18 protein-coding genes and 1 tRNA gene are annotated in these 22,269 nt (G+C 59.5%); 10 read left to right on the forward strand and 9 right to left on the reverse strand.

Annotated features, from left to right (window positions below; all coding sequences use genetic code 11):
* Positions 1–39: 39 nt before the first annotated feature.
* Together DW870_RS02085 and DW870_RS02090 are read right to left on the reverse strand one after the other, a co-directional pair.
* Complete coding sequence (locus DW870_RS02085) at positions 40–831, reverse strand: hypothetical protein (protein WP_117770027.1); 792 nt, start codon at positions 829–831, stop codon at positions 40–42.
* On the reverse strand, positions 831–1,703 hold the full coding sequence (locus tag DW870_RS02090; protein ID WP_117770026.1) for a methylenetetrahydrofolate reductase: 873 nt from the start codon (positions 1,701–1,703) through the stop codon (positions 831–833). The genes DW870_RS02085 and DW870_RS02090 overlap by 1 nt, the downstream gene beginning before the upstream one ends.
* 426 nt (positions 1,704–2,129) lie before the next feature.
* Between DW870_RS02090 and DW870_RS02095 the strand changes: the two genes are divergently transcribed.
* Positions 2,130–4,217: a glutamine synthetase III gene (locus DW870_RS02095; RefSeq protein WP_117770025.1), complete on the forward strand. Its 2,088-nt coding sequence runs from the start codon at positions 2,130–2,132 to the stop codon at positions 4,215–4,217.
* A gap of 634 nt (positions 4,218–4,851) precedes the next feature.
* Here the strand turns inward: DW870_RS02095 and DW870_RS02100 are convergent.
* The 4 genes from DW870_RS02100 to DW870_RS02120 form a co-directional block, all read right to left on the reverse strand.
* Positions 4,852–4,928 (reverse strand) — tRNA-Glu (locus tag DW870_RS02100).
* A 101-nt stretch (positions 4,929–5,029) separates the two neighbouring features.
* A complete protein-coding gene (locus tag DW870_RS09365; RefSeq protein ID WP_199573575.1) occupies positions 5,030–7,207 on the reverse strand; it encodes a MurT ligase domain-containing protein in 2,178 nt (725 codons plus the stop codon).
* Positions 7,208–7,252: 45 nt separating this feature from the next.
* Positions 7,253–8,296 carry a hypothetical protein gene (locus DW870_RS02115; protein ID WP_117876753.1) on the reverse strand — a complete coding sequence of 348 codons (1,044 nt, stop codon included), beginning with the start codon at positions 8,294–8,296 and terminating at the stop codon, positions 7,253–7,255.
* Complete coding sequence (locus DW870_RS02120; RefSeq protein WP_117876755.1) at positions 8,296–9,372, reverse strand: hypothetical protein; 1,077 nt, start codon at positions 9,370–9,372, stop codon at positions 8,296–8,298. Before DW870_RS02120 ends, DW870_RS02115 begins: the two co-directional genes overlap by 1 nt.
* Before the next feature lie 500 nt (positions 9,373–9,872).
* Between DW870_RS02120 and DW870_RS02125 the strand changes: the two genes are divergently transcribed.
* From DW870_RS02125 to DW870_RS02140, 4 genes are all read left to right on the forward strand, one after another.
* Entirely contained in the window at positions 9,873–11,096 is a 1,224-nt protein-coding gene (locus tag DW870_RS02125; RefSeq protein ID WP_117655226.1) for an iron-containing alcohol dehydrogenase, read from the forward strand.
* A gap of 83 nt (positions 11,097–11,179) precedes the next feature.
* Positions 11,180–12,280, forward strand: a complete 1,101-nt coding sequence (locus DW870_RS02130) for a glycerol dehydrogenase (RefSeq protein WP_117848094.1) — start codon at positions 11,180–11,182, stop codon at positions 12,278–12,280.
* Positions 12,281–12,393: 113 nt separating this feature from the next.
* Positions 12,394–12,900 carry an iron-containing alcohol dehydrogenase gene (locus tag DW870_RS02135; protein ID WP_117848093.1) on the forward strand — a complete coding sequence of 169 codons (507 nt, stop codon included), beginning with the start codon at positions 12,394–12,396 and terminating at the stop codon, positions 12,898–12,900.
* A 151-nt stretch (positions 12,901–13,051) separates the two neighbouring features.
* On the forward strand, positions 13,052–14,305 hold the full coding sequence (locus DW870_RS02140; protein WP_117876757.1) for a 4Fe-4S binding protein: 1,254 nt from the start codon (positions 13,052–13,054) through the stop codon (positions 14,303–14,305).
* A gap of 131 nt (positions 14,306–14,436) precedes the next feature.
* Here DW870_RS02140 and DW870_RS02145 read toward each other — a convergent pair whose 3' ends face one another.
* Both DW870_RS02145 and DW870_RS02150 read right to left on the reverse strand, forming a co-directional pair.
* Positions 14,437–15,192, reverse strand: coding sequence for a GntR family transcriptional regulator (locus DW870_RS02145; protein ID WP_117876759.1), 756 nt, complete (start codon positions 15,190–15,192; stop codon positions 14,437–14,439).
* Between the two features lie 65 nt (positions 15,193–15,257).
* The gene (locus tag DW870_RS02150; RefSeq protein ID WP_117876761.1) at positions 15,258–16,283 is read right to left on the reverse strand and encodes a zinc-dependent alcohol dehydrogenase family protein; all 1,026 of its coding nucleotides are present in this window, start codon (positions 16,281–16,283) and stop codon (positions 15,258–15,260) included.
* Between the two features lie 361 nt (positions 16,284–16,644).
* Here DW870_RS02150 and DW870_RS02155 point away from each other — a divergent pair, with 361 nt between their 5' ends.
* From DW870_RS02155 to DW870_RS02170, 4 genes are all read left to right on the forward strand, one after another.
* Entirely contained in the window at positions 16,645–18,252 is a 1,608-nt protein-coding gene (locus DW870_RS02155; RefSeq protein WP_255414989.1) for an alpha-glucoside-specific PTS transporter subunit IIBC, read from the forward strand.
* A gap of 155 nt (positions 18,253–18,407) precedes the next feature.
* Complete coding sequence (locus tag DW870_RS02160; RefSeq protein WP_117848085.1) at positions 18,408–19,751, forward strand: 6-phospho-alpha-glucosidase; 1,344 nt, start codon at positions 18,408–18,410, stop codon at positions 19,749–19,751.
* Positions 19,752–19,878: 127 nt separating this feature from the next.
* Positions 19,879–20,955, forward strand: coding sequence for a redox-regulated ATPase YchF (gene ychF / locus DW870_RS02165; protein ID WP_055309950.1), 1,077 nt, complete (start codon positions 19,879–19,881; stop codon positions 20,953–20,955).
* An 11-nt stretch (positions 20,956–20,966) separates the two neighbouring features.
* Positions 20,967–21,350, forward strand: a complete 384-nt coding sequence (locus DW870_RS02170) for a DUF1648 domain-containing protein (RefSeq protein ID WP_117716790.1) — start codon at positions 20,967–20,969, stop codon at positions 21,348–21,350.
* 9 nt (positions 21,351–21,359) lie between these two features.
* Here the strand turns inward: DW870_RS02170 and DW870_RS02175 are convergent, their stop codons facing one another.
* Positions 21,360–21,749, reverse strand: a complete 390-nt coding sequence (locus DW870_RS02175) for a hypothetical protein (RefSeq protein WP_117876765.1) — start codon at positions 21,747–21,749, stop codon at positions 21,360–21,362.
* Between the two features lie 76 nt (positions 21,750–21,825).
* On the opposite strand from DW870_RS02175, the gene DW870_RS09550 reads away from it, so the two are divergent.
* Entirely contained in the window at positions 21,826–22,044 is a 219-nt protein-coding gene (locus DW870_RS09550; RefSeq protein WP_117876767.1) for a helix-turn-helix domain-containing protein, read from the forward strand.
* Positions 22,045–22,269: the final 225 nt, after the last annotated feature.

The raw sequence follows: 22,269 nt of genomic DNA on the forward strand, positions 1-22,269 counted from the left end.
GGATGAGATTCCCTCGATACCGTGCCATCAATTGACATTTTATTCAGAATGCGAATAGCAGGTGGTGTGGGCGGCGCGGAAGCGGCAGTGCTCGCGCATGCGGCAGATATTGCAGGTGGGGCGGCTCTGGGCGTCGTGGACTTCGCCGTCGAACAGGCCGATCACCGCTGTCACGCTTTTAGTGGGCATGAGCAGGCTGGTGGGCGTGACGGTCAGGCCGATGAGCCGCGTGGCGTTGAGCGCATTGACGATCGAGCGCTGGGCCGAGAGCGGGCAGTCGCCGTAGCCGGGGCTAAAGCGCCAGTTGCCGGCGAGCCCATGAACGGCGGCGTCCATCTTGACCTGCTGGTCCATTTGCTCAACGGCGGCTTCCACGTAAGCGGAGCACGCGGCGTCGAGCACGGCGCCCTCCAGGGGATGTTGGGCTCCCGTGGTGCGCAAACGGCGCTCAGCATCCATGCCGAGAGTGCATGCCATGAGCGCGGCAAAGCGGGCGTCTTTGAGATGTCGATAGATATCACGACCGCGCAGCTCAACGTTGGTGCCGACCAGACGGATGCAAGGCTTGCCCTGTTCGTCCACGCCCGTGGCATCGACGGCAAATACGCGGCGCACGCCACGGGGCTCAATGTCCAATTCCAGGCGTTCAACGACAAGCTCAATACGTCGTGACAGTTCGGGCTCAATCTGCTGGCCGCCGTAACCCAGATACCGCAGCATCTCGGCACGGTCGACACGGGGATGGTGCGCAGCATCGACACGGTAAAGCGCCGGCGACGCAAGGTCGGCCGGCACTTCGACAGTGGTTGTATCGATGTGCGGTTTTTCCATTACCCCAGGCGCTCCATAATGGTCGCGGCGATTGCAGGACGGTTCATAGTGTACAGGTGCAGGCCGTCGGCACCGTGCTCCTTGAGGTCACAAAGCTGACGGGCGGCATAATCTACACCGGCTGCCTGCAGGCTCTCGGGGTCGTTCTCGTACTTGGCGAGAATCTTGATGACGGGGGAGGGCAGCGACGCGCCGCACATAAAGACCATGCGGCTGATCTGCGACTTGCCCATAAACGGCATAATGCCCGCGGTAATGGGCACGGTGATGCCGGCCTTGTCGGCAAGCTCGCGAAAACGGTAGAAGCACTCGTTATCAAAGAAAAGCTGCGTCACAAAGAAGCTCGCGCCGGCGTCCTGTTTTTGCTTGAGGTGTTCGACCGAGACGTTGAGGTCCTCACAGGCAATGTGGCCCTCGGGGTAGGCTGCGGCGCCCACGCAAAAGCCGGCGTCGACGAGCTCGGGGATGAGGTCGCGGGCGTAGGCGTAGTCGGAGGCGGGCTTGTCGTCCTCGGTCGCGCCGGCGGGAAGATCGCCGCGCAGGGCCAGCACGTTTTCCACGCCGGCCGAGCGATACTCATCGATCTTGGCGGCGATATCGGCATGCGACCGGCCCACGCAGGTAAGGTGTGCCACCGAGGGCGTGTCGAATTCGCTCGTAATCATATGCGCGATGGGGGCGGTGGCGGCACCGTTGCCCGAGCCGCCGGCCGAGCAGGTGACCGAGACAAAGCTCGGCGAAAGCTTGCACAGATTGCCTGCCACTTCGCGAGCCATGTCGAGGGTCAGTTCGCCCTTGGGCGGGAACATCTCAAACGAAATGGGCGCGGTGCCCTGGGATGCTGCCTGCTTAAAAACCTCGTCGACGCGCATATCGTGCTCCTCTAGATACGTAATAGTGTGATGTGTTGTAAGGATTCTACAGCACCACTGTGCCACGGTGGAGTTTCACTCGCTATTTGAGGATACCAATCAAAGATGCCTTGCTATCGGCTTTCTCTATAACAGAGCGGCTAATCTAGGCACGGACTATAAAGACTGGTATCTGATGCAAAATACCAGTTAATAGAGCTCCATCCCAAATTGACTACCCTTAAACTATGGGGAGAGGTCTGCAATTTATGCAGTTGATTGGCTGTTGAGGGTGGCAACGCCGCCTCGATAGGGTAACCTCATTGATTGGTTTCGCGACAGCAACATAACGGTAATGTCGCGGAAACACGGCGAGTCTAAGCTATGACTCGTTCGTTAGTAATCAACACCGCTTCTCACGCGGTGCCGATACGAAGGGAGTTCCGTATGGCCGAACTTACTGACCGCTTCGGGACCATGGTGTTCTCTGAGGAAGTCATGAAGGACTACCTCCCCAAGGACATTTGGAAGCGCCTTGCTGCAACCCTCGAGGGCGGTGAGCCGCTCGACCTGGATGTGGCCAACGCCGTTGCCCATGCCATGAAGGTCTGGGCCATCTCCAAGGGCGCGACGCACTACGCACATTGGTTCCAGCCTCTTTCGGGCATTACTTCCGAGAAGCACGACAGCTTCCTGGAGCCCAACCACGACGGCACCGCCATTACCAAGTTTACGGGCAAGAACCTCATCCAGGGCGAGCCGGACGCCTCCAGCTTCCCCAACGGCGGCCTGCGCGCCACCTTCGAGGCCCGTGGCTACACCGCTTGGGATCCCACCAGCCCCGCCTTTATCAAGGACGATGTCCTGTGCATCCCCACGGCTTTCTGCTCCTACACGGGCGAGGCCCTGGACAAGAAGACCCCGCTGCTGCGTTCCATGACCGCGCTCTCGCGTGAGTCTAAGCGCGTTTTGGCGCTGTTCGGTAAGACCCCCAAGAAGGTCGTTCCTTCCGTGGGCGACGAGCAGGAGTACTTCCTGATCAAGAAGGACGCTTACCGCAAGCGCAAGGACCTGGTCATCACCGGCCGCACCCTCTTTGGTGCTGCTCCATGCAAGGGCCAGGAGCTCGAGGAGCACTACTTTGGCGCTATCCGCCCCACCGTCTCGGCCTACATGAAGGACCTGGACGATGAGCTGTGGGCGCTCGGTATTCCCGCCAAGACCAAGCACAACGAGGTCGCTCCCTGCCAGCATGAGCTCGCACCGGTCTATGGCGAGGTCAACGAGGCCATCGACCAGAATCTGGTCATGATGGAGAAGATGAAGCTCATCGCCTCCCGCCACGACTTGGTCTGCCTGCTGCACGAGAAGCCCTTCGAGGGCATCAATGGTTCGGGCAAGCACAACAACTGGTCGCTTGGCACCGAGTCCGAGAATCTGCTCGATCCGGGCGACACCCCGCTCGACAACCTGCAGTTCATCGTCTTCCTCACCGCGGTGATCGAGGCCGTCGATAACTATCAGGAACTCCTGCGCGCCTCTGTTGCCTCGGCCGGCAACGACCATCGTCTGGGCGCCAACGAGGCTCCTCCGGCGATTATGTCCATCTTCCTGGGCGACCAGCTTACCGAGGTCGTCGAGAAGATCATCGATGGTAAGGCTTCCGTCCATGCCACGCGCGGCGTGCTCGACCTGGGCGCCGATACCCTGCCCAAGCTGATGCAGGACAACACCGACCGCAACCGCACCTCCCCGTTTGCCTTCACCGGCAACAAGTTCGAGTTCCGTGCCTGCGGCTCCGAGCAGAACGTCTCCGACTCCAACCTGGTGCTCGATGCCGCCGTGGCCAAGTCGCTCAAGTCCTTCGCCGACGCGCTTGAGGGTACGCCCGAGGATGAGTTCCAGGACGCCGCGCTCGAGTACTGCAAGAAGGTCCTGACCGACCACCAGCGCATCCTCTTCTCCGGCGATGGCTACTCCGACGAGTGGCCCGTCGAGGCCGAGAAGCGCGGCCTTGCCAACAACAAGACCACGGCCGACGCCCTGCCCGCCTTTGTTTCCGATAAGGCCATTGCGCTCTTTGAGGAGACGGGCGTCCTGACCAAGGCCGAGGCCCAGTGCCGCTACGATTGCAAGCTCGAGAAGTACAACAAGCTCATGAACATCGAGGCTACCACGATGGTTCGCGAGGCGCGTCGTACCTATCGCCCGGTCATTACTGCCTATGCCACCAAGGTCGCTAAGGGCCTTGAGACTATTCGTGCCGCCGGTGCCGAGGCCGCCATGCAGTGCGAGCAGAACACGCTCAACAAGCTCTGCAACGGTATCACCACCATCAACGACTCCATCAAGGCGCTCGACGCCGTGCATCAGAAGGCCGAGGGCCTCGATGGTCAGGAGCAGGCCAACGTGTATGCACACGAGGTCGTCCCCGCTATGGATACGCTGCGCGCCGCCGTGGATGCCATGGAGGAGATCGTGGCCGCCGACTACTGGCCGGTCCCGACTTACGACGACATCCTGTTCTACGTGTAGAGCGTAACTGACATATCGTCACGGTATTGAGCCGGGGTCCGCATCATGCGGGCCCCGGTTTTTGTTTGCGAAGGACGCTTTGAAGCCCGTTTTGCCGCCGACTTGCCTAGGTATAAAGGGTTGTGGACAAAAAACGTCAAATATGAGTACTGTCACAAGTCCTGTAGCATTATTTATTTGCAAAATATGTAGTGTTACGCAACATATGCCCAAGTACTTAGCCGATAAACGTCTGCAATTTTTCCGCCGTAGGACGCCTGACGGCTAAATCGCCTTCTGAAGGCATGAAATCTCTGTAACTAAAATGGTAACAGTACTCATATTTGCCATTTTTTGACCACAGGCCTTGCGATGATGCCGGGATCCGCACCCTGCCGGGTTCGAATCCCGGCATATCGGTAGCAAAAAGCCCGTCACCGCGGGGGTAACGGGCTTCTTAATTTAAATGGTGCCCCCAGCGGGATGTCCGCGTGCGGCTGACGCCGCCCGCTTTCGCCGCGTCGCTTCGCTCCTTGCGTGCTGCGCTGGAAAACGCTTCGCGTTTCCTCAGCTCCGCACCCTGTCGGGTTCGAATCCCGGCGCATGGGTAGCAAAAAGCCCGCTACCGCGAGGGTAACGGGCTCTTCAATTCAAATGGTGCCCCCAGCGGGATTCGAACCCGCGATATCCACCTTGAAAGGGTGGCGTCCTTGGCCGCTAGACGATGGGGACAGCGGGAAAGAGTATAGCAGACTTTTTTAGCCGTTCACATATCGTTGGCAAACTGAAAAACCACCACAAAGGTGCCTGTCCCCTTTGTGGTGGTTGGGTCGTTAGGGGAGGAGCGTCATCGCGGCGTCGTGGGCGGCGTGCTCGTAGGTGTCGTCGAGGGGTTTGAGCGGCAGCAGGGCTGTGGCCTGCGCATCGCCGCGGCGCTCGAGGGCGTGGGCGATGAGCCAGTCGGCGAGCTCGGGGTTCTTGGGTAGTGCCGGTCCGTGTAGGTACGTGCCGATGACGCCCTTGTAGATGAGGCCCTCAAAGCCGTCGTCGCCGTTGTTGCCGGTGCCCGTGACGACGGACGTTCCGAACGGCGTGGCCTCCGCATCGAGCAGGGTGCGGCCGCCGTGGTTCTCAAATCCCACAAAGGGCTCGGGTGCCAGGTCGGTCTTGACGGCGACGTTGCCGATCAGGCGGTCGGAGCCGCGCACGGTTTCGGCGGCAATGACGCCCAGGCCCTCGATGCGATTCTCGCCCATATAGTACGAACGGCCGAGCAGCTGATAGCTGCCGCAGATAGCGAGCAGCGAGCCGCCGTCCTCAACATAGGCTGCGACCTTGTCTTTTTGAGCGAGCAGCTCGTGTGCCACGGCCAGTTGGTCGCGGTCGGAGCCACCGCCCATCATGACGATGTCGGCGTCGGCGAGATCGAGCGACTCGCCCATGCGGACCTCGTCCACACGCACGGGAATGCCGCGCCAGGCGCAGCGGCGCTCGAGGGCAATGACGTTGCCGCCGTCACCATAGAGGTTGAGGGCATCGGGATACAGGTAGACGATGCGCAGGGGGCGCGAGAGCTCGACCGGCGCAATATCGGTGGGGACAGCGCTGCCATTGGCGCGCGTTGCGGCGTGGGAGGCAACCGAGCTCGCATCGGCGCCCTTAAGCTCGTCGAGCTCCTTGACCAGCGGCGGGAAGGCCGTGTAGTTGGCGACTGCGTAGAAGGTGTCATCGGCGGCCTCGTCTGCCACGGCGCCAATTGCCTGCGCGACGTTCGAGATAATCGCGGCATCGATGCCGGCGTACTTGAGGCGTACCTGCATGTCGTGTGCACGCGTGCCTCCGGCAAAGGCGACAAGACCCGGCGTGTCGGCGATGCGCTCAAAGTCGACGTCGTAGATCCACGATACATCGTGGCCGTCGGCATCGTTGTCGTTCAGGAAGAAGGCGCAGAGCCTGCCGCCTGCCGTTTTAATGGACTGAATCTGGCGATCGAAGCCCACGGGATTTTTGGCCAGGTTTGCCTCGACGGTGCGGCCGGCAATGTTCCAGCGGCCCATGCGTCCGCCGGCGGGGACGTAGGCATCGAGCGTGGGCTGCAGGTGCGCCGTATCCACGCCCAACTCATGTGCGGCAAAGAATGCGGCAGCAACGTTGTAGACCATGTACAGACCGTTGTAGCGCGTGGCGATGTGTACGGCAGCCGCGTTGGACGCAGATCCAAAGACCAGGTCAAAATCGTAGCCGTCGCAGCCGAGCTCCACGCCCGTCACGCGACGGACAAGCGCAGGGCGTGCCCAACCGCACGAGGGGCAATGGTAGGCGCCGAGCTGGCCGTATTGCACATAGTCATACTCCAGCGGCGCGTTGCACTGCGAGCAAAAACGCGAGTCGCTAATGCGATCGGACTCGGTGTCCGTGGCGCCGTCGATGCCAAAGGCGATGCTCATATTGGGGACGCGCGCGGCGATCGAGGCGCACAGCGGATCGTCGGCGTTATAGATGAGCGTCGTTGTCGGCGAAAGCTCCAGCGCGTGGGCGATGACGTCCTGGGTGTGGTCGATCTCACCGTAGCGGTCCAGCTGGTCGCGGAACAGGTTGAGCAGCACAAAGTAGGTCGGCTTGAGCTTGGGCAGGACGCGCGCCGTGTAGAGCTCGTCGCACTCAAAGACGCCTACGCGCTTGCTGCTGGCGGTTCGCTTAAGGTTGCCACGCGCCTCGAGCAGGGCACCAACCACGCCCGGCTCCATGTTGTTTCCGGCGCGGTTGCATACCACGGTGGCGCCGCTGGCGGCAACGGCATCGGCGATGAGGTTGGAGGTGGTGGTCTTACCGTTGGTGCCGGTGATTACCACGCTGCGGTCGACAAGGCCCGCGAGGTCGCTTAGCAGCTCGGGGTCGATCTTCATGGCGATGCGGCCGGGGAGTACGCCGCCCTGGCGCTTAAGGACGGAGCGCAGCCCCCAGCGGGCGATATCGCTCGAGGTGCAGGCGAGAGATGAGCGGAAGTTCATGAAGCCGTTCCTAACGTGAATGACATGGTCGTGGCGTTTGCGCCGTTAAAAGCCGTAACGGCGCGCAAATTCCTGGGCAAGCTGCGATACGTCTTCGCAAGCGCTGGCCCAGGGGGCAAAGTCGGGAGTATCCGAGATGATGCCGTCGGCCTCCCAAACTGCCTGATGCGAAAGGTCCCAGGGGTCGTGCGGTTCGGGCCGGCAGGGAAGGTACGGCGTCTGATACATGGGGTTCAGCAAAAAGAACGCGCCGCCCTCGCAGCGGTTGGCAAACTCACGCAGCGCGCGTGTCGCCGGGCGCATCTTGTTCGTTTTGAACAGCAAGATCGTGCGGGCGAGCAGGTACCAGGGGGAGTTCTCGAGGGTATCGGCCCCCATCTGCTCCTCGAGCTGGTGGGCCAGGGCAAAAAAGCCGTCCTCGTCTTCTAGGCGAGCGAGGGCGAGTAGCACGGTGCCTGCAGCTCGGGTGGGATAGCCTTCCGCCTTAAGGACGCGGCGGGCGTAGTTGGCGGCAGCACGGTAGCGAGCGCTCGCCATGCACAGCTGCGAGATGGCCTCGAGCGTGTGGAGCCACCCGATAAGAGCCGGCTCGCTTACGGTGAGATCGGCCGCCGTCACGCCGTCTGCCAGCACCTTGTTGGCCCAGTAGTGCGGGGCCTCCATGTCGAACCCGGGCACGCTTTGCTGCAGGTAATCGGTCGTGGTCGCCTCGAGTTTCATCAGGTCGCCCAGACAGGCGTCGACGGGCGTGTCCGCCAAAATGATGGCGAGCAGCTGGGCATCGACGGCCAGCGCGTCGACGCGGACGATCTTGAGCAGCTCATCGCGCGTATCGTCGAACAGGTGGTTGCGCGTCTGTTCAAACTCCTCGTCGCTGCCCATGTCCTCGATGCGATGGAGCTCGTCGAGCAGGTGGCGGTGGACGCCTGCATAGGACAGCAGTGCCTGGGCATGCTCGGTCTGCGCATACTTATGAGGGTTGACGCTCACGTCGTTATGGACAAGCTCGCGTGCTGCATCGGTGAGTTCGGGGTGCGACGCAAGGTAGGCGCGCTCCAGGTAGGCGGGGATGTAGACGCTCGGATCCATTAGAGGTCTCCTCCCTTAAACGGCAGGCCCTGCTCGGCCGCCCGCAGGATGCGCTCGTCAATCTGGGAACGCACGATATCGTTGGTGGCGACCCAGGCGGCAAAGCTGGCGTTGTCGGGGGCGCCCAAGCCCTCTTGCAGTACCGGCGTCGCCTCGGACAGCGCAAGGACAAGCTCGTCGGTGGAGCCCACGCCCACGTTGACGCGGGCATAGACGCCATCGGGAAACTCGGTTTGGAAGTAGAGCGCCTCGGCTGCGTGTGGGCACGAGCGTGCAAGGATGCGCAAGTAGTGCTCGGCACCCTCGTAGTCCAGCTCGCGCCAGGCAGCGCTCATCAGCGCGATGAGCGTCCATGGGTCCAAGTCGCGCTCCGCGTCCTTGGGACGACGGCGCAGCGGCGTGTTGGTGAGATAGGGGACGGAGTGGGCAGAGCGAAAGCGCTTGAGCTCCTCGGCGGGGTATTCGAGCTTAGCCATGGCGAGCATTGCGGTGTGGCGGGCGCCGGCCGGATCGTTGGGGGCAAAGTCGAGGCTGCAGTTTGCGGCTTCGAGCGACATGCGATAGCGGCCGCTAATGAGGGCGCGTGACGCAAGGGCGGCAAGCCAGCGCAGGTAGGGACGGCGCATAAGGTCGCCTGCGGCCTCACGCTCGTAGGGGTCCTGCGCCGAGGCGATCTTGAGTGCCAGGTCGTGCTCGACTTCATCGCGCTTGGATACCAAGTACTGTACGTACTCCTCGTTGGAGTTGGCGGTGAGGGCGGTCAGCATGCGCTGGGCATCCCAGTTGGTGGGGTCGAGCGCGGCTGCCTCGCGAAGCATGTTCTCGGCAGCGGCCTCTTCTTGCTCTGCCTGGGTATCGTCAGGGATAAAGGGAATGCGGTAGTCGACAGCCTCGACCACCTTGGCAATGAGGTGCCCGGCGCGGTCGCGGTCGTGCACGATGAGCGGCGCGGGGTTGCGGGTGAATTGTTCCATCAGACGCTCTACGGCGGCACCGTCGGTGAGCGGGATATTGTCGCGGCGCAAGGCCTCAAGAACGAGGCGATGGCAATCCTCTTGAATGGGATCGAATGCCATGGGGCCTCCTTTGCTGCGGTTAGGGTTCAAATGTCTCTATATAAGGTTCTAGTTTACCCGCATGTGGCACACCGGGGGTGCCGCACTTGGACATGCACCTTTGCACCACGAAGACGGATGTCGCACAAATGTCGGCACCTTGGACGACTGAGTGGTGTCACGATGCCGCAAACGGTCGATTTTTGGCGGCGAACGGGGCACATTTTGGAGGGCCACAGTCCTGCCCGGGATATGTGGTCAACCTTGATAAAACGTTTGCCCAGCTTGGGAGTATGAATGCCCCACAAGGGTCTTCAGGGATAGAAAAAACGTTTCATCATTGTCGGCTTTAGGTGAATAACTGACCAACCAGAACGGTAGAATAGTGTTTGTCTGAGCGTTGAGACGTTTAGACATCGCGCATTGTCATCGCCGGCAACGCGCAAAACGGTCCTAACGGAGCCAATCGGGTGCTCCGTTATATACGCAAGTCTAAGAGGGGCTTGTTTAGGAGGCACAGTATGGGACGTTTTACCAATCCTCGCGATCTGTACTTTGGTGAGGGCGCTCGCCACGAGGTGAAGAACCTCAAGGGCAAGAAGGCCATCATCGTTTCTGGCGGCAGCTCTATGCGCCGCGGCGGGTTCCTGCAGGACGTTGAGGCCGACCTCAAAGAGGCCGGCATGGAGGTCAAGCTGTTCGAGGGCGTCGAGTCCGATCCGTCCATCGAGACGGTCATGAAGGGCGCCGAGGCCATGCGCGAGTTCGAGCCCGACTGGATTATCGCCATCGGCGGCGGCTCGCCCATCGATGCCGCTAAGGCCATGTGGGTCTTCTACGAGTATCCCGAGGAGTCCTTCGATAACATCATCCAGCCGTTCAGCTTCCCCGAGCTGCGTCAGAAGGCTCACTTCTGCGCCATCTCCTCTACCTCCGGTACCGCTACCGAGGTCACTGCCTTCTCCGTCATTACCGACTACGCCAAGGGCATCAAGTACCCGCTGGCCGACTTCAACATCACCCCTGATGTCGCCATCGTCGACCCCGAGCTCACCTACACCATGCCCGCCAAGCTGTGCGCTCACACCGGCATGGACGCTCTGACCCACTGCATGGAGGCCTACGTTTCCACCTGCGCTTCCATGTTCACCGACGCCAACGCTCTGCACGGCATCCGCGAGATCGTCGAGTGGCTGCCCAAGTCCTATGCTGGCGACCATGAGGCCCGTCAGCACATGCACGAGGCTCAGTGCATCGCCGGTATCGCCTTCTCCTCGGGCCTGCTCGGCATCGTTCACTCCATGGCTCACAAGACCGGTGCTGCCTTCGAGAACGGCCACATCATCCACGGTGCTGCTAACGCCATGTACCTGGGCAAGGTCATCCAGTGGAACTCCAAGGATCCCCGTGCTGCCGAGCGTTATGCTTACGTGGCCAAGGAGATCCTGCACCTTCCCGGCGAGACCAACGAGGAGCTCATCGCTGCGCTCGTCCAGAAGATTCGCGACCTCAACGACCAGCTCAACATTCCGCAGTCCATCAAGGATTACGCGAATGGTGGCGTGAAGGTCGACGCCGAGAACCCGCAGATGGTTTCCGAGGAGGAGTTCCTCGCCAAGCTGCCCGAGATCGCCGCGAACGCCGAGACCGACGCCTGCACGCCCGAGAACCCGCGTGAGACCAAGGCTGCCGACTTCGAGAAGATTCTCAAGGCCTGCTACTACGACACCGACATCGATTTCTAATCGACTCTTGTTATCGTAACGAGGGGCTCCGCACGTATCTGTACGGAGCCCCTTTCTTTTTTATTTTAGAGAATGGGATGGTTATGGCTGCAATTTTCAATAGCCCCAGCAAGTACATCCAGGGCCCGGACGAGCTGGCCAAGCTCGGTTCCTATGTCGAGCCGCTCGGCGCTAAGGCCCTCGTCATCGTGACGCCTTCGGGCAAGAAGCGCGTCGGTGCCAAGATCGAGGGCGGCTTTGCCGAGGCTAAGGCCGAGCTGCTGTTTGAGGATTTTAACGGCGAGTGCTCCAAGGGCGAGGTCGATCGCCTGGTTGCGCTCGCTCGCGACAACGGTTGCGATATCGTCGTCGGCGTCGGTGGCGGCAAGATCCTCGACACCGCGAAGGCCGTCGCCTACTACCTGGAGTCCCCGGTTATCATTTGCCCCACCATTGCTTCGACCGATGCCCCGTGTTCGGCGCTTTCGGTGCTTTATACCGATGACGGCCAGTTCGACAAGTACCTCTTCCTTAAGGCAAACCCCAATATTGTCCTTATGGATACGACGGTTATCGCGGCGAGCCCGGTGCGCCTGACGGTTTCCGGCATGGGCGATGCGCTCGCAACCTATTTCGAGGCCCAGGCAACGCACGATGCCGACGGCGGCACCTGCGCTGGCGGCAAGGGCGGCATGGCCGGTCTGGCGCTTGCCAAGCTCTGCTACGAGACGCTTATGGCCGATGGCGTTAAGGCCAAGGTCGCGCTGGAGAAGGGTGCGCTCACGCCTGCCGTCGAGCATATCATCGAGGCAAACACGCTGCTCTCCGGCATCGGCTTTGAGAGCTCGGGCCTTGCTGCTGCTCATGCCATCCACAATGGCCTGACGATGCTGCCCGAGTGCCACGGCATGTATCACGGCGAGAAGGTCGCCTTTGGCACTATCGTCCAGCTGGTACTCGAGGATGCTCCGACTGAGAAACTCGAGGAAGTCTTGGGCTTCTGCATTGAGCTGGGCCTGCCGGTCACGATGAAGGAACTTGGCGTTGCCGAGCTTACGCGCGAGCAGGCCATGATTGTTGCCGAGGCCGCCTGCGCACCCGATGACACCATGTGCAACATGCCGTTTGAGGTGACGCCCGAGATGGTTGCAAACGCCATTCTGGGTGCCGACGCACTGGGTCACTACTATCTCATGGATGAGTAAATCAAGCTAAGGAAGGGGCAAAGCCAACAGATGGCTTTGCCCCTTTTTGCTATGGTGCAAAGGGGTCAGGTTACTTTGCACCAATCGTTGTTTGATGAAGGGCGGATTCTCGTATGGCGCTTCCTGTGGTTTACGGCGGTCCCGGCCGGTATGTTCAGGGGCCGGGCGAACTGTCGCGTCAAGGCAAGTATTTGTCATGGTTGGGCTGCGCTGCCTATGTCTTGTTTGACCAGGGCACCGAGGATCGGCTGTGCAGGCAGATTGTTGATGGATTTCTGGACGACGATCTAAGCGAGCCGTTCTTTAAGATTTATGACGGTCCGTGTACGGAAGAGGCCGTTTTCGAAATGGCTAAGGAAGCCCAGGCCGAGTATTGCGACATGGTAGTGGGTATTGGCGGCGGCAAGATGCTCGATATCGCCAAGGCCGTTGCGTTTTATGCCGAGTTGCCGTTGTGCGTATGCCCCACGGCGGCGTCGATGGACGGTCCGTGCAGCGTGATTTCCGATGGCGATCTGCAGGGTGTTGCAAATGCGGTCTTTAGAAACGAGCGTAATATGGCCAACGAGCAGGCCAAGGTGACCAAACAAAAGCTCGTGCAGCTCATGTGCGAGGCATAGCTTGGCGCTTGATTGACCTTGTGCAATCGAGGCGGCGATAGGCCATAGACTATTTGCCTCAAAGGTGCTCCGCGTGTAATTTGCCCGAGGCGTGGGCCGATAGCGTATCATTATCTCTTGCTTGTTTGCACTGCTCGGGGAGGGGCCGCGCATGGCGCAGGAACACGATCTGTTTGATGACATTATCGAGATCAGCAAGGGTTTCGACTTTCTTAAAAACCCGCTTGGCGGCGTGACCGATGCACTCGATCCATCGGCGCCGCAGTGGAATCCTGCCGACTACAAGGAGCGCCCGCGCGGCAATACCATTCCGTGCCTGACCTGCAAAAACGAAAAGAGCGGCTGCACCGCGTGCATGGACGTGTGCCCGGTCAACGCTATCGAGGTCGAGGAAGACGCCATCGAGATCCTCGACTCCTGTCGCAAGTGCGGCCTGTGCGCCGCTGCCTGTCCGACCGAGGCGATCATCTCGCCGCGCCTGGCGCCCAAAAACCTGTATGACGATATCGTCTCGGCAGCTACGAGCCACGAGACCGCCTACGTTACCTGCACGCGCGCCCTCAAGCGCATGCCGCGCGAAAACGAGGTCGTCGTCGCCTGTGTGGGCGATATTACGGCCGAGACCTGGTTCTCGGTACTGGCGGACTATCCCAACGTGAGTGTGTACCTGCCGTTGGGTGTGTGCGATAAATGCCGCAACACCGGCGGTGAGGACATTCTGGGCGAGGCGATTGCGAAGGCCGAGGAGTGGTCTGGCACGAGTTTGGGCCTGGAGGTCGACCCCAAGAGCCTCAAGTGCCATAAGCTTCGCGAGTACGAACGCAAGGAGTACATGGAAAAGATCGCCCGCACGACGGGCCTGACAGTGACCAAGCTCAACCCGGCGACGGCGGCGCTGGCCTCGGTGACGCAGAAGCTCAAAGCCCATCGTCATCAGATTACCCAGCTGGAGCGCACGCTCAACACCATGTGCGGCACCACGACGACCAAGCGTCGCCGTTCGCTCACGCACGGGCGGCAGCTGGTGCTCTCGACACTGCAGGACCATCCCGAGCTTGCCCAGAACATGCAGGTGAGCACGCCGGAGTGCGATTTTGACAAGTGCACGTCGTGTGGCGAGTGCGTTAACGCGTGCCCCACGTTCGCCTGCGATTTGGTGGGAAGCGGCCGCTTTGCGTTGGAGTCCACGTATTGTTTAGGCTGTGGCGCCTGTGTCAAGGTTTGTCCCGAGCATGCGCTCAAGCTGGTCGAGCACGACGCGTCCAATCTGGTTGTCGTCGATCCCGAGGCCGAGGAAAAGGCTGCCCAGAAGGCCAAGGCCCACGAAGAGGCGATGAAGGTCAAGGCCGAGGCAAAGGCCAAGCTCGACAAGATGCTCGACCAGGTGGAAAAGCTCGCGGACTAGCTAAAAGAGCGTAAATGATGGCCGGTGGGACAGGTACTGCCCCGCCGGCCAAAAAAGTTGCGGTGGAATAGTTCCTGTTTTGCCCTTAAGCTGGCCATTCTAGGAACTATTCCACCGCAACTAATAAATGGTTAGTTCATGCTGCTTTGGTGGCCGGTTCGACCGGTACCGTTGCGCGTCACGGTTTCATGGAGCAAAAAGAACCCGGGAACCTGTTTGGTCTCGGTGTATTCCATAAGGATACCGTCGGCGTTGTAGGTCTGTCCGCGTATAACGGCGAGTGCGTTAAAGTCGTCGAGATCGAGCACGCGCGTATCCTCGGGCGTGGGATGCTCGATCGTTACATCGCGTTTGCCCGTGGCAATCTTAATGCCAAGGTCTTCTTCGAGGTAACGATAGATCGAGTCGTTGACAATCTCGGGTGTCAGCCCCGGTACCTGTGAGCTTAGGTAATAGGAGTCGTCGGAGCACACGGCTTGTCCGTCTGCATAACGGATGCGTTTGGCGCGTGTGAGCTCACAGCCTTCGGGAAACCCGGTAATCTTGGAGAGCGCCTTGCTGCAGATGAGGAGCTCAAAGACGGTGGTGACAGTCTTGAGCTCAAAGCCTCGGTTGACCGCGATTTCCTTAAAGGTCTCGAGTCCGCCGCCACCACGACTCTTCTCGTCACTGATGTTGCGAATGACGCGCATGCCTTTGCCTTGCTGGGGGAGCACGTAACCATCTGCCGCAAGCATCGAGATGGCGCGACGGACCGTCATGCGCGAACAGTCAAACAGCTGCGTGAGCTCAGTCTCCGAAGGCAGATAGCTCTGATAGGCGTATGTGCCGTCGTCAATCGACTGCTTCACGTTGTCATAAATAGTTTGGAAGATGGCTCGCGCCATGACGGTCTCCTAGAGCTGGGTGCGTGAACGACGGATGAGGGCCGTCCGCGCAGGTGTCAATCGATTTACTTGCTGGGGTCGATTATATATTTACCCATGGCACGCAGAGCTGGGTCTGACAGGATGGCGCCGAGTTCGTCGAGGGAAGCCACCTTGGCGACCATCGAGGATACGTCGAGCCTGCCAGAGTCGATGAGCTCGAGCGCGCGACGCTGCGTATAAGGGTTGATGTAGGACGAGGTGAGCACAAGCTCCTTCTGGAAGACCTCGAAGGGCTTGACGGTGATTGTCTCATCGGGCTTGGTGAGGCCGAACATCATGACCGTAGCCTTGTGGCCGGCGATCTGGATGGCCTGCTCGATGGTGACGGGCTTGCCAACACACTCGATAACGACATCGACGTTGCCGACGCTTTCCTGCTTCAGGCGGGCCGGGACGTCCTCGTGGATGGAATCAATTGCCAGGTCGGCGCCGAGTTTGAGCGCAACCTCGCGCTTGCCCTCGACGGGCTCGAGCAAGACGACCTTGGTGGCGCCGGCGTTTTTGGCGAGCTGCATCATGAGCAGGCCGATCATGCCGCCGCCGATAACGACAACTGTGCTGCCGGGCTTGATGTTGCACATATCGATGCCGTGCAGGCAGCAGGCGACGGGCTCGGTCATAGCACCCTGCTCAAAGCTGGTGTGATCGCCTAACTTGTAGACTTGCTGCATATCGACGGAGCAGTACTCGGCAAAGCCGCCGTTAACGGTGGTGCCGTAACCGGTCATATGCTCGCAGTAGTGGTTGATTCCGTCGCGGCAGGGTTCGCAGCAGCCGCAGGGATGGTTTGGGTCGATGCACACGCGATCGCCCGGTTTAAAGCCAGCGACGTCGCTGCCCACGGCCTCGACAACGCCCGCAAACTCATGACCAAGGATCGTGGGCGGGGTAACGTCGGCTGCGCCCTTGTCGCCTTCATAGATATGAACGTCGGTACCGCAGACGCCGCAAGCCTTGACGTTGATCAGAACGTCGCGCCTGCCCACGGCCGGCTTTGCCGATTCCTCGACTCTGAGGTCGTGCTTTCCATAGAAGACCGCACTTTTCATGGTGACTCCTTAACGTGGCGGTGAATGTTGTATCGAAGTATAGGTATGTAAACATCCTTATACAAGCATATCTAGACAAGTTGATAAATTTTTTGGTTTTAAAGAATTACGACAAACAGGCAATAACAGGTAAATTATTTGAAATAAACCGTTCACCGTCAATTATCGACCGCTGACCGAACATAGAAACCGTATTAACTTGTCTAGATAAGTGATATGATAAAAAAAGAAGCGCAAGAAGTCGGGGACACGGGCCCACCCGTCCTATTGCACGAGGTACACGCAAACGGCGCGTCTGCGGTCTCGAGTGAAGCCAAAACCGCAGCCGCTCCGAATGAAGAGAGGGGGATTCCCCGTCATGATGCAAAAGATACAACGTTTCGGCGGTGCAATGTACACGCCTGCAATTCTTTTCGCATTTTCCGGAATCGTCGTCGGCCTGGGTACGTTGTTTACCACCGAGGCGATCTTTGGCGAGATGGCCACAGCGGGTCATCTTTGGTTTGATTGCTGGAATGTGCTGCTCCAGGGTGGTTGGACGCTCTTTAACCAGATGCCGTTGCTGTTTTGCGTAGCGTTGCCAATCTCGCTCGCGAACAAGCAGAACGCTCGCTGCTGCATGGAGACTTTGGCCATCTACCTTACCTTCAACTACTTTGTAAGCACAATCTTGGGGCAGTGGGGCCCTGTCTTTGGTGTTGACTACTCTGTCGAGGCGGGCAGCGGTACTGGTCTTGCCACTATCGCAAGCATCAAAACGCTTGACATGGGCATCATGGGCGCGCTCATTATCTCTGGTATCGCCACGATGCTGCATAACAAGTTCTTCGACACCGAACTTCCTGAGTGGCTGGGCGTGTTCTCGGGCTCCGTGTTCATCTATATGATCGGTTTCTTCGTTATGGTTCCGGTCGCTCTTATTGCCTGCCTGGTGTGGCCGCATGTTCAGGCTGCTATCGCCGCCTTCCAGGGATTCATCCTTTCCGCCGGTACGTTTGGCGTGGGCGTCTTTGCTTTCTTCGAGCGCGTGCTGATCCCTACAGGCCTTCATCACTTTATCTATACGCCGTTCTATTACGACAACGCGGCGGTCAATGGCGGCATCTTTGCCGCTTGGGCTAACATCCTGCCCCAACTGGCTGCCGATCCGAGCATTGCTCTTAAGGATGCCGCACCCTGGGCTGCCTATACCTGCCCTGGATGGACTAAAGTTTTCGGCTCGCTTGGTGTCGCCATTGCGTTTTATATGACCGCCAAACCCGAGCGCAAGCAGCGCGTCAAGGCTCTGCTCATTCCCGTCACCCTTACCGCTATGCTTTGCGGTATTACCGAGCCGCTTGACTTCACCTTCCTGTTCATCGCGCCCGGCCTGTTCGTTGTCCACTGCGTGCTCGGAGCGCTTGGCTGTATGGCTCAAAACCTCCTTGGCGTCGTGGGCATCTTCGACGGCGGCATCATCTCGATGCTCTCGTGGGACTGGCTGCCCCTTTGGGCCGCACACGGTCTGCAGTACGCCATCTCCATCCTTGTCGGTCTGTGCTTTACCGCCCTTTGGGTCGTGGTCTTCCGTTTCCTGATCGTCAAGTTCGACTTTAAGACCCCCGGTCGCGAGGATGACGATGTTGAGGTCGAGCTCAAGTCCAAGGCCGACTACAAGCAAAAGCAGGGCGGTGCTGATGCTGGCAAATCGGTCGCCCAGAGTAAAGATGATGAGCGCTTGGTGCTTGCCGAGAAGATCCTCGATCTGCTCGGTGGCACGGATAACATCATCGATGTAACTAACTGCGCTACCCGTCTGCGCGTTAACGTCAAGGACAAGAGCGTCGTTGCACCCGAGGCTTCCTTCAAGGCGATCGGTACGCATGGCTTGGTGGTCCAAGGTCAGTCAATCCAGGTCATCATCGGCCTTACCGTCCCGCAGGTTCGCGAGAAGTTCGAGAGTCTTCTGAAGTTCGAGAGTCTTCTGTAAACCATCGTCCATCGAAACAATCGGCCTTGCAGAGCCGGTATGCACCGCAAGGCCGATTCTAGAGATAAAAAACTCCACTTCTAGGTAACAATTCCAAACCGTACAGGCCGCGTGCGGGGATGGATTGAGCAAGCGGCCAGAATGAGGAGGACATCATGTCCAAGAAAAACTATGCCGTGACCATTGCCGGCGGTGGCTCTACCTTCACCCCGGGCATCGCTCTGATGCTGCTTGAGGAGCGCGACCGCTTCCCGGTCAACAAGGTGACCTTCTACGACAACAACGCCGAGCGCCAGGAGACCGTGGCCAAGGCCTGCGAGATCTACTTCCACGAGAACGCCCCCGAGGTTGAGTTTAGCTACACCACCGACCCCGAGACCGCATTCACCGGGACCGACTTCGTCCTTGCTCACATCCGCGTCGGCCTGTACGCCATGCGTGAGCTCGACGAGAAGATTCCTCTCAAGTACGGCTGCGTTGGCCAAGAGACCTGCGGTGCCGGCGGTATCGCCTACGGCATGCGCTCCATCGGCGGCGTTATCGAGATCCTCGACTACATGGAGAAGTACAGCCCCAACGCCTGGATGCTCAACTACTCCAACCCCGCGGCCATCGTCGCCGAGGCTTGCCGCGTGCTGCGCCCCAACAGCCGCATCATCAACATCTGCGACATGCCGATCGACCTCATGGATAAGATGAGCCGTATGTGCGGCATTAAGGATCGTCGCGAGCTGCAGTACAGCTACTACGGCCTTAACCACTTTGGTTGGTGGAGCAAAATCTACGACAAGGACGGCAACGACCTCATGCCGCAGATTAAGGAGCACATGGCTAAGAACGGCTACCTGGACGGCATCGAGCACGAGGCCGGTAAGGAGCAGCATGTCGAGGAGAGCTGGATTCACACCTTCGGCAAGGCCAAGGATGTCTATGCTGTCGATCCCGAGACGATTCCCAATACCTACCTCAAGTATTACCTGTACCCGGACTATGTCGTCGAGACGTCTGACCCCAACTACACTCGCGCCAATGAGGTTATGGACGGCCGCGAGAAGAAGGTCTTTGGCGCTTGCCGCGACATCATCGCCAAGGGTACGGCCAAAGACGGCGGCTTTGAGCCAGATGTGCACGCCAACTACATCGTCGACCTTGCCTGTGCACTGGCCGAAAATACGCTCGAGCGCTTCCTGCTGATCGTCCCCAACGATGGCGCTGTGCCCAACTTCGACCCGACGGCCATGGTCGAGGTGCCTTGCATCGTCGGTTCCAACGGCTTTGAGAAGATCTGCCAGGGCCCGATTCCGCAGTTCCAGAAGGGTCTGATGGAGCAGCAGGTTTCCGTCGAGAAGCTCGTTGTCCAGGCTTGGGTCGAGGGCAGCTACCAGAAGCTCTGGCAGGCACTCACGCTCTCCAAGACCATTCCTTCGGCGAGCGTTGCTAAGCAGATCCTGGACGAGCTCATCGAGGCCAACAAGGATTTCTGGCCCGAGCTTAAGTAAGGACTACTGTCTAGAATCCTCACGCATCTCTGCTTCATTTGCGCCGCCGTGGCGTCCGGGTTCGCCCAGATGCTGCGGCGGCGCTATACTTATGCAGTTTGAAGTACCTGTACCAAAAGGAGCTGTCGTGTCCCTTTCCATCGGTATCGTGGGCCTGCCCAACGTGGGCAAGTCGACGCTGTTCACCGCGCTTACCAAAAAGACCGGCCTTGCCGCCAACTACCCGTTTGCCACGATTGACCCTAACGTGGGTATCGTCGATGTGCCCGATAGCCGCCTGCAAAAGCTCGCCGACATCGTCAACCCCGGCCGCATTGTGCCGGCGACGGTCGAGTTTGTCGACATCGCAGGTCTGGTGAAGGGCGCTAACGAGGGCGAGGGCCTGGGCAACCAGTTCTTGGCAAACATCCGCGAGACCGACGCCATCTGCGAGGTCGTGCGCTACTTTAAGGACCCCAACGTTATGCGCGAGGTGGGCCGCACGGGCGAGTTCGTCGACCCTGCCGGTGACGCCGACACCATCATGACCGAGCTCATCCTGGCCGACATGGGCACGCTCGAGAAGCAGCTGCCCAAGCTCGAGAAAGAGGCCAAGCGCGACAAGGAGCTCATGCCCAAGTTCGAGGTTGCCAAGCGTCTGCTTGCCTGGCTCAACGAGGGCAAGCGCGCCGCATCTATGGAGATGACCGACGAGGAGCGCGCCGCTGCCAAGGGCCTGTTCCTGCTCACCATGAAGCCCATCCTGTATGTGGCCAACGTAGACGAGGACATGCTCAACGAGGACCTGGCGCCCATCGACGGCGTCAAGCCGCTGCCGATCTGCGCCAAGATCGAGGCCGAGCTTTCCGAGCTCGATCCCGAGGACGCTGCCGACTACCTGGAGAGCCTGGGCCTGGAGCAGCCCGGTCTGGACGTGCTCGCTCAGGCTGCCTACAAGCTGCTCGGCCTGCAGTCGTTCTTTACGGCTGGCGAGATGGAGGTCAAGGCCTGGACGGTGCGTCAGGGCGCGACCGCCCCGCAGGCCGCCGGTGTCATCCACACCGACTTTGAGCGCGGCTTTATTAAGGCCGAGGTCATTGGCTACGACGACTACATCGAGCTCGGTGGCGAGCAGGGCGCCAAGGCTGCCGGCAAGCTGCGTATTGAGGGCAAGGACTATGTTATGGCCGATGGCGACGTCGTGCACTTCCGCTTTAACGTGTAAGGACGACGCATATGTTTAAATATGGCAAAAAAGCTGGCTACATGGGTATTGCGCTGCTCGTACTTGCGGTGATTCCGCTGGTGGTCGCAGCGTGTGTTATCCCCAACATTGGTCCCGAGGTGGCAACAAAGTTTAATGCTGCCGGCGAGGCGACGCGCTGGGGCAAGAGCTACGAGTTGCTGGCGTTGCCGGTGCTCAATCTGCTGCTGAGCGTGGCGACGTACTTTACGGCGGGACGCCAGGCAAAAAACAACGATGACTCCGCCGCCATGGCACGCATCGTGTGCGAGCGCTACCTGCGCAACGGTTGCATCACGGGTGTATTTCTCAACGTAATCAACGTCTACTTTATGTATTCGGCGATTACCGGAACGGGCTTTGGCTTTGGTTTCTAGCTTGTCCTTTTAGGCAACGAGCCTGCACGCATATTCAATGGCTGCTGCGAGGCCGCCGCTCGATCGTGGTTTAAATACCATGTCGGCGGCGGCCTCGTTTTCGTATCCGGCGCCGCGAAGGGCGAGTGCGACGCCGGCTTCGAGGAGAAGGGGCAGACCGCGTTGGCTGGTTGCGATTACGGCAGCCTGATTGAGCGAGCAGCTGTGCGCTTGGCATTGGATGGCAAGTTCACCTTGCGCCGGGCAAGGGACCAGAACGGCGGCGACGCGACTTGATAGCAATGCAAATGCTGTGCGCTCATCGGGCGAAAGACATTCTGCTTCAACGACGACGAGCTTGGGCGGCGCGCTGTTTGTGCGAAGCGTGGCTCGGTACGTGCGGACCGAAGAACCCGACATAGAAAACTCCTGTGTATTCGGCAAAACGTAAACTATAGTTTACGTTTATGTTCGGCTCCATTTCAAACTCGGCTGCATGGACGAACGTGCGAAACAGATTCTTGGCAGGCGGGTCGAAGAGGCACGCAGAGACCTTGGTATCTCCAAGGTCGATTTTTGTGTGGCAGCAGGAATCAGCCGCCCCTATCTCGACCGAATCGAAGATGGGACGGCAAATTTCACGCTCAAGGTTCTATTTAAGATCGCGCCCGCACTCGGTATGACGGTGTCAGAGCTTCTCGAGGGTATCGAGTAGCCTTTTTTTGCTAGATTTGCCGTTTGTTGAACGGGTCCCCCCGACGGCGGCGTGCAAAAACGCGAGTATTCAGCATCCCTCAATAATTTGACGGCAGCCGGGGCCACAAATACGACGCGTAATGTTTTGGATTATCCACAAAATTCAATAATATGAGGAATAACAAGGTAGCGCACAGAGATGTGGTGTAAGAGGCGGGGCATGCCCCGCCTCCGCCCTTTCTTG

Origin of the sequence: Collinsella sp. AM38-1BH (assembly GCF_003467545.1) — a bacterium.
Classification (GTDB): Bacteria; Actinomycetota; Coriobacteriia; order Coriobacteriales; family Coriobacteriaceae; genus Collinsella.

Bases quoted from the DNA above. Each gene is read 5' to 3' on its own strand.
- DW870_RS02085 (WP_117770027.1), bottom strand. From the start codon at position 831: ATGGAAAAACCGCACATCGATACAACCACTGTCGAAGTGCCGGCCGAC.
- DW870_RS02090 (WP_117770026.1), bottom strand. From the start codon at position 1,703: ATGCGCGTCGACGAGGTTTTTAAGCAGGCAGCATCCCAGGGCACCGCG.
- DW870_RS02095 (WP_117770025.1), top strand. From the start codon at position 2,130: ATGGCCGAACTTACTGACCGCTTCGGGACCATGGTGTTCTCTGAGGAA.
- DW870_RS09365 (WP_199573575.1), bottom strand. From the start codon at position 7,207: ATGAACTTCCGCTCATCTCTCGCCTGCACCTCGAGCGATATCGCCCGC.
- DW870_RS02115 (WP_117876753.1), bottom strand. From the start codon at position 8,296: ATGGATCCGAGCGTCTACATCCCCGCCTACCTGGAGCGCGCCTACCTT.
- DW870_RS02120 (WP_117876755.1), bottom strand. From the start codon at position 9,372: ATGGCATTCGATCCCATTCAAGAGGATTGCCATCGCCTCGTTCTTGAG.
- DW870_RS02125 (WP_117655226.1), top strand. From the start codon at position 9,873: ATGGGACGTTTTACCAATCCTCGCGATCTGTACTTTGGTGAGGGCGCT.
- DW870_RS02130 (WP_117848094.1), top strand. From the start codon at position 11,180: ATGGCTGCAATTTTCAATAGCCCCAGCAAGTACATCCAGGGCCCGGAC.
- DW870_RS02135 (WP_117848093.1), top strand. From the start codon at position 12,394: ATGGCGCTTCCTGTGGTTTACGGCGGTCCCGGCCGGTATGTTCAGGGG.
- DW870_RS02140 (WP_117876757.1), top strand. From the start codon at position 13,052: ATGGCGCAGGAACACGATCTGTTTGATGACATTATCGAGATCAGCAAG.
- DW870_RS02145 (WP_117876759.1), bottom strand. From the start codon at position 15,192: ATGGCGCGAGCCATCTTCCAAACTATTTATGACAACGTGAAGCAGTCG.
- DW870_RS02150 (WP_117876761.1), bottom strand. From the start codon at position 16,283: ATGAAAAGTGCGGTCTTCTATGGAAAGCACGACCTCAGAGTCGAGGAA.
- DW870_RS02155 (WP_255414989.1), top strand. From the start codon at position 16,645: ATGCAAAAGATACAACGTTTCGGCGGTGCAATGTACACGCCTGCAATT.
- DW870_RS02160 (WP_117848085.1), top strand. From the start codon at position 18,408: ATGTCCAAGAAAAACTATGCCGTGACCATTGCCGGCGGTGGCTCTACC.
- DW870_RS02170 (WP_117716790.1), top strand. From the start codon at position 20,967: ATGTTTAAATATGGCAAAAAAGCTGGCTACATGGGTATTGCGCTGCTC.
- DW870_RS02175 (WP_117876765.1), bottom strand. From the start codon at position 21,749: ATGTCGGGTTCTTCGGTCCGCACGTACCGAGCCACGCTTCGCACAAAC.
- DW870_RS09550 (WP_117876767.1), top strand. From the start codon at position 21,826: ATGGACGAACGTGCGAAACAGATTCTTGGCAGGCGGGTCGAAGAGGCA.